Source organism: Streptomyces sp. HSW2009, from assembly GCF_040240285.1.
GTDB lineage: Bacteria > Actinomycetota > Actinomycetes > Streptomycetales > Streptomycetaceae > Streptomyces.
Genome location: NZ_JBEHZD010000465.1, coordinates 1 through 6,495, shown reverse-complemented (window position 1 = coordinate 6,495; position 6,495 = coordinate 1). Strand labels below are relative to the sequence as shown.

Below are 6,495 nucleotides of genomic sequence, written 5' to 3'. Positions count from 1 at the left end.
TGGGTACATGATTTTGCGCTAGAGGTATCGCGATTAGGTCATTTTGCCAGTGCTGTGGGTGGGCACATGGTGAATGCGGGCCAGGCGTTGACGGAGGCGAAGGCCGCGGTGCCGAAGCCCGTTGATGCGGAGAAAGCGCATGGGGATCCTGACGCTGATAAGGCGCTCATTGCTGATGGTACGACCAGGCTTCAGCAGGCCATTTATCAGATGGAGCGGCTTTCTTCTTACTATCGGGCGGCCCGTGAGGATATGGGGGCGGAGCGGGAGCCGGAGTTCAAGCCGCTTCCGGGGGGAGCGGGGCGTGCAATTCCCGAGACTCCCTATGGAGATGGCGCCCCTTCCTCGGCGGCTCAATCTGATGCAGGGGGCGTTAACCCGGCGCCGACTCTGATCGCCGGCACTCAGACACGCGCTGGGCTGTCGAGCGAGGGCGGTGTGGCGTCCGAAGCGGGCGTGAACCGGCGTATCGGCATGAGTATGGATGCGGTGAATGGTTTGCAGCAGACGGCTCGTGACATGCCGTCGCCGATGTCACCGCCCGGGGGAGCGGCACAGCCATCGGATTCACTAATCCCCACGATGCCTGCGCGCGTGTCTACTGTGCCCGCCAACTGGCGGCCAGACTTTCCCGAGAGACAGGAAGTCTCTGTACGGCATCCGCAGCCTTCGGAAGAGGCGATGGATGATCAGGGGCGGACGGGCCTCCCTGTCGGGCGTCAGCAGGTCCCCGATGGGCAGGGTGCTGCGGGTGGTCGCCGTCGCGCCCTGGAAGGGAGACCTGGAGCGATTCGCCTCCCGCAAGGTTTAGTTATGGGGGAGGAGCGCGTGCCACTGGGGCGCGGGTTGGCCCAGGGCGAGGCGTCGGCCATGGGGCGAACGCCGCCCGTCAGCGGTGGTAGCCAGCGTGGATATGGTCACGACGGTGCGCTTCCTCCTGCGACACCGTCTGCGCCGGGTACGCCGCGGGCGGTTGCAAGCGATGAGCGGAGTGGCTCGATGAGGGGGCCTAATTCAGGTGTGGCCGGGGGGCTGCCAGTTGGTGGTTCGGCTAGTACGAGAGGGCCGGGTAGTGGACGGGCCCCGGGGCTGGCTGTCGAGCCAGGAGGTACAGCCGCAGCACGGAGAACCCCCTCGCGACGCAGTACCGAATTCACCTCAGGCGGGACAGGTCTTGTTCGGGCATCGAACGCGACACCAACACGTCGACGCGAGCCTCGGCCAGAGGCAGACGAAGCTGACCGTGCCGAGAACGCTGATTGGCCGCTGGGCCGTAACACCGTTCCGCCTACCGTTGAATAACTAGGCCCTCCGCGGAATATCAGGAGAATGAGCCCGAATGTTCTTTTCGCCGGTCCGCTGGTGGCGGCTCCTATTTCAGTCGCTGCTGCTCTTAGGGTTTGGGGCAGTATGGGTAGCCTCGCCGGCGGTCGCCAATGAATTTCAGGAGCGGCAGTGGCACCTCGACGCGATGAGCGCGAAGGAGCTCTGGGCGACGAGCAAGGGGGAGGGGGTGGTCATTGCCGTCCTGGATTCTGGTGTAGACCCTGTGCCTGAATTGCAGGGGCGTATTGTTGACGAAAAGAACTTCGCCGGTAAGCCGCCATCTGAAGGTAGTGACGGGCACGCGCATGGAACATTCATGGCAACGTTGATTTCCGGTACGGGCAAGTCGGGAGGAGTTCTAGGGCTAGCCCCCGGGGTCGACATCATGTCCCTACAAACCGTGCATCGAGAGTCCTGGATCGGGGGTTCGGAAGGGAAGTGGGTTCATGCTATCCGATATGCCGCGGATCACGGTGCACGCATCATTAATCTCTCGCAGGCAGTGTTTGGCTTAACTGATGGGCAGGCGCGGCGTTTGCGTAGCGCCGTTGAGTATGCTCAGAAGAAGGGAGTACTGATTTTTGCTGCCACAGGAAACGACGCTATGACGACGAACGATCCTGGATACCCATCAGTTTTTCCAGGCGTAGTCGGTGTGGGTGCTGTCGATCAGATGGGCAAGGTGGCAGACTTTTCTAACTATGGGCCGGCGGTGAAGCTCGCAGCTCCTGGTGTGGATATCCCGGGAAGGTGCGAGAGCGGCCATGGGTTGTGCCGCAAGGGGGGCACCAGTGCCTCCACAGCGCTGGCCTCCGCATCTGCCGCGCTGATTTGGTCTAAGCACCCGACTTGGACCGGCAATCAGGTTCTTCGCGTGATGATGCAGACGGCGAGTAAGCCGAAGGGCAAGGTGCCGAGTCCGTATATCGGGTACGGGATTATTCGGCCGGGGCAGGTGTTGATCGACGGTAAGGGTGATCCGGGGAATCCGGATGTCAATCCGTTGTTGCCGCGGGAAGATAAGGGGGAGGCAGGTTCTGGGGGTGGTTCATCTTCGGCTCGGTCTGTGCCGCCGAGTAAGGGCGTCGAGGGTGGGGCTGGGCCGGAGGGTGTTCGGCGTGTGGTGAATGGGGCTGCTTCTGATGGAGATGGAGATGGGGGCGGGGGCTCTGGGTTCTTGTGGGTTCTGCTGGGGGGTGGGGGTGTTGTGGTAGTTGCCGTAACAGCATCCCTTTTCGCGCGGGCTCGTAGGTCGCAGACGACTGTGTAGCCGATGGTTTTAGTCAGTAAGGATTCCAGAGGCCGCCTTTGTGGGTGGTTTTACCTCGGTAATGGGAGAGGAGATGAGGATGGGGAGTGGGGAGTTCGAGGGGCAGACTCTTGAAGGTTTGCATGCGATGTTGGCTGGTGCCGACCCTGCGAAGTTGGCTGGTGCAGGGAATGCGCTGAGCGATGCAGGGCCGAAGATTATGGAGATTGGTGGGTATCTCCGGGGTCATGCCTCGCGTGTGGAGTGGCGCGGGGAGGCGGCTGATTATTTTCGTGAATGGACTCATGATTTCGCCCTGGAGGTGACGCGCCTGGGGCATTTTGCCAGCAGTGTGGGAAATCATATGGTGAATGCTGGGCAGGCGTTGACTGAGGCGAAGGCGACGGTGCCGAAGCCTGTTGATGCGAAGAAGGCGCATGGTGACCCTGACGCCGATAAGGCGCTCATTGCTGATGGCGCGACCAAACTTCAGGAGGCCATTCATCAGATGGAGCGGTTGTCCTCGTACTACCGGGCGGCGAAGGAGGACATGGGAGCTGAACGGGAGCCTGAATTTAAGTCACTGTGGGCTCGCGGATCTTTCGAAAGTGGGACGCCATACGGGACGGACTTGCCCTCTGGTGTGCAGACGCCCCCCGGGACCAGTGGCGTTCATCCCGCGTCGCCTTCGGCGCATGGAGAAAATTGGCATCGTGAGGAGTCAGGTCTGCGAAGTGTGGACGTGGAGAGAGGTTCAACGTCCCATGTGGGGATGGGGCTTGATGGTGTGGAGGGGGCGTCGCGGGTTGGTCGTGATGTGCCTTCGGTGGTTGTGCCTTCTGGGGAGGTGGTGCGGCCTTCGGAGCAGGGGCTTCCTGTGGTGCCTGGTCGTGTAGAGACCCCGCCTGTGTATCGGGGGCCGGGTCTCTCGGGGGTGTCTGAGGTTGGTGGGCGGCGTTCTCCGGTGTCGTCTTCGGGTTCTTCTGATGGGTTGGTTGGGCGGGGGCGGTCGGTTGTGGGAGGGGAGCGTCGGAGCTTGGCTGTTCCGCCGGGTGTTTTGGGTGGTCGTCGGCAGGGGGCGGGTGGTGTGTCGGATGTGGTGCGGTCGTCGCGTGGGGTGGTTGTGGGGGAGGAGTCGGTGGTGCCGGGGCGGGGTGTTGCGAGGGGTGGTGTGCCGTCGGTAGGGAGCGTGCCGCCGGCAATGGGTGGGAGTCCGCGTGCCGGTGGCCAGTCTGGATCGCAGGTGCCGCATACGGCAGCGTCGCCGACGGCGGGGCCGTCGCGCGGGATCGTGGGTGAGGAGCGGACTGGTCCTGTTCGAGGGCCGCTTCCGGGTGGCGCGGCTGGTGGAATGCCCCCTGCGGGCTCCGGAGGCGCGGTAGGACGTGGCAGCGGTAGGCGAGGGCCGGGCCTAGCTGTCGAGCCGGGCGGTACGGCCGCAGCGCCCAGAAGTGGCTCATCACGTGGTGCTGGCTTCACACCTGGTGGAGCAGGGCTGGTGCGGGGGACGGGTGCGACATCACCGCCACAGCGTGGTCAGCAAAGGTCATCGCGAGACGAACGAAATAGCGACGGCCTCGAATGGCCGCGGGGGCGCGATACCGTCCCGCCAGCCGTTGATTAGTGTGATCGTTTGCCGTGACTGGAAGAATGGGATTGGATGTTCTTTCCATTGGTGAGTCGGTGGCGATACGTAATCCACCTGATTCTATTCGTAGGGGCTGGGGCTGCGTTGGGGGTCTCGCCGGCGGCTGCCGACGACTTCCAGCAGCGACAATGGCACCTCGATGCGATGGCCGCTCAGGAACTCTGGTCGGTGAGTACTGGTAAGGGAATTACCGTCGCCGTCATCGACTCAGGGGTCGACCCCATTGCTGAGTTACGCGGCAAGGTCGTTGACAAAAAGAACTTTGCAGGTGAGCCGCCGGCAGATGGCGGTGATGGGAACGGTCATGGGACGCACATGGCTGCACTTATCGCTGGCACGGGTGCTTCCGGTGGCACGCAGGGGTTGGCTCCTGGGACGAGTATTATTTCCTTGCAGACGGACTATCGAAATTATTCGGTGCTCGATCTATCGGTGGAATCCTGGATCCGTTCCATTAGGTATGCTGCGGACCACGGGGCGCGCATTATCAACTTCTCGCAAGGTGTCTCGGGTCTGCCGAGCGACGAGAAACGTCGCCTTCAAGAGGCGATAGATTATGCAATCGGCAAGGGGCTGTTGTTCTTTGCGGCGACAGGCAATGACGCCAAGGTGGACAATGTTGCAGGGTACCCATCGAGCAGCTCTGGCGTGGTGGGGGTGGCCGCAGTCGACCGTTCGGGGAAAGTTGCTAAGTTCTCGAATTTCGGGCCTCAAGTGAAGCTCGCAGCTCCTGGTGTGGATATTCCAGGTAGGTGCGAGAAAGGCGGCGGCCTATGTCGATACGAAGGCACCAGCGCCGCCACCGCCCTAGCCTCCGCCTCCGCCGCTCTCATCTGGTCCAAGCACCCGACCTGGACCAATAACCAGGTCCTCCGCGTCATGATGCAGACGGCGAGCAAACCGAAGGGCAAGGTGCCGAGCCAGTACATCGGGTACGGGATTATTCGCCCCGGGCAGGTGCTGATCGATGGCAAGGGAGATCCGGGGGAGCCCGATGTCAATCCGCTGATGCCGCGGGAGGCGGAGAAGGGGAAGGAGGAGAAGCCGGCGGAGCGGCCTACTTCCATCGCTACTTCGCCGAGCGGAGAGGCCACCCGGAGGGCTGAATCCGAAGACGGTCGCCATGCCGTCGACGGGCTTGCTTCCCCGGATAGTGGAGATGGGGGCTCCGGGTTGTTGTGGCCGGTGTTGGGCATGGGGGGCGGTGTGGTTGTGCTGGGCGCGGTCGCCTTTTTCGTACGGCGCCGCCGTCCTCAGTCGAGGATCTAGCTCGCGTACACCGGTCCTCTAGCGCAACGAAAAGCAGAAACGCACAGTAAGAGCACGTCCAACGGAGGGGAATGCGTTATGGCTGGAAACCTGAAGGTAACCGAGGCTGAGCTCACGCAACTGATCAATGACTTGGATTTGATGGAGAGCTCGCTGGAGACCAAGATTCGGTCGCTGAACGGCGTAGTGGACCGGATCGAGTCCGGATGGAAGGGCTCGGCTGCCGGCGCGTACAACCAGTTGCAGAGCGGTGTGAACCTGCACGCCCGGAAGATTCGGGAGCTGCTGGTTCTCATCGAGCAGGCGATGAAGATGAGCCGCGACGGTTTCTCGCAGCAGGAACTGGACCAGTTGCAGAAGTTCAAGAACATGCAGGGCGGCGAGGGCGGCGGGCAGAGCCGCATTCTTGACATGGCCTGACCGGCGAGAAGCCGTAAACCGTCGAACCGAAACCAAGGAGAGAAGATGTCGCTTCTCGTCACGTACGAAACCGTGACCACCGCCGCCAATGACGTCCGTACGACGGCGAACACCCTGAAGACCGAGCTCGACGAACTGCACCGGCGCGTGGAGCGGGTCGTTTCCACCTGGGAGGGTGACGCCCAGGTCGCCTTCCACGAGACGCAGACGCAGTGGAACACCTCCGTCAACGAGCTGACCAGCACGCTGCATCAGATCGCGCGGGCGCTCGACGACGCCACCGACGGGTACCGCGCCACGGACAAGGCCGCCGCGGCTCAGTTCCGCATGTGAGACCCGTACGGGCGTGACCCTGGAGCGCCGGAGGGTCGTACGGTACGCCCGCTGGCCCGCTGGGACCGCCCGCCGGGGCGCGTGACGTACGCGTACGGAGCGGAGCCGCAGGAGAAGGCCGCAGGAGAAGACAGTGCGGGGTGGTGGGCCGGATGTCCGGGCCCCCCCCCCCCCCCCGGATTTGGTGTGTGGTTTTAAAAAGGGCCCGCCCCCGCCGCCGGCGGCGAGGGGGGGTGGGGGGGGGTGGGTT

Annotated in this window: 5 protein-coding genes; all 5 read left to right on the top strand. The window is 63.1% G+C overall.

Translation table 11 applies throughout. From position 1 onward, the window contains the following. The first annotated feature begins 685 nt into the window (after positions 1-685). Entirely contained in the window at positions 686-811 is a 126-nt protein-coding gene (locus AAHZ94_RS26355; protein WP_349995807.1) for a hypothetical protein, read from the top strand. Between the two features lie 528 nt (positions 812-1,339). Then, positions 1,340-2,596, top strand: coding sequence for a S8 family serine peptidase (locus AAHZ94_RS26350; protein ID WP_349995805.1), 1,257 nt, complete (start codon positions 1,340-1,342; stop codon positions 2,594-2,596). Positions 2,597-4,235: 1,639 nt separating this feature from the next. Further along, complete coding sequence (locus AAHZ94_RS26345) at positions 4,236-5,492, top strand: S8 family serine peptidase (protein ID WP_349995803.1); 1,257 nt, start codon at positions 4,236-4,238, stop codon at positions 5,490-5,492. A gap of 78 nt (positions 5,493-5,570) precedes the next feature. Continuing rightward, a complete protein-coding gene (locus AAHZ94_RS26340; RefSeq protein ID WP_349995801.1) occupies positions 5,571-5,912 on the top strand; it encodes a WXG100 family type VII secretion target in 342 nt (113 codons plus the stop codon). 45 nt (positions 5,913-5,957) lie between these two features. Then, positions 5,958-6,245, top strand: a complete 288-nt coding sequence (locus tag AAHZ94_RS26335; RefSeq protein ID WP_349995799.1) for a WXG100 family type VII secretion target — start codon at positions 5,958-5,960, stop codon at positions 6,243-6,245. Positions 6,246-6,495 lie beyond the last annotated feature (250 nt).

Coding starts and splice junctions, on each gene's coding strand:
- AAHZ94_RS26355 (WP_349995807.1), top strand. CDS start 686: ATGATCAGGGGCGGACGGGCCTCCCTGTCGGGCGTCAGCAGGTCCCCG.
- AAHZ94_RS26350 (WP_349995805.1), top strand. CDS start 1,340: ATGTTCTTTTCGCCGGTCCGCTGGTGGCGGCTCCTATTTCAGTCGCTG.
- AAHZ94_RS26345 (WP_349995803.1), top strand. CDS start 4,236: ATGTTCTTTCCATTGGTGAGTCGGTGGCGATACGTAATCCACCTGATT.
- AAHZ94_RS26340 (WP_349995801.1), top strand. CDS start 5,571: ATGGCTGGAAACCTGAAGGTAACCGAGGCTGAGCTCACGCAACTGATC.
- AAHZ94_RS26335 (WP_349995799.1), top strand. CDS start 5,958: ATGTCGCTTCTCGTCACGTACGAAACCGTGACCACCGCCGCCAATGAC.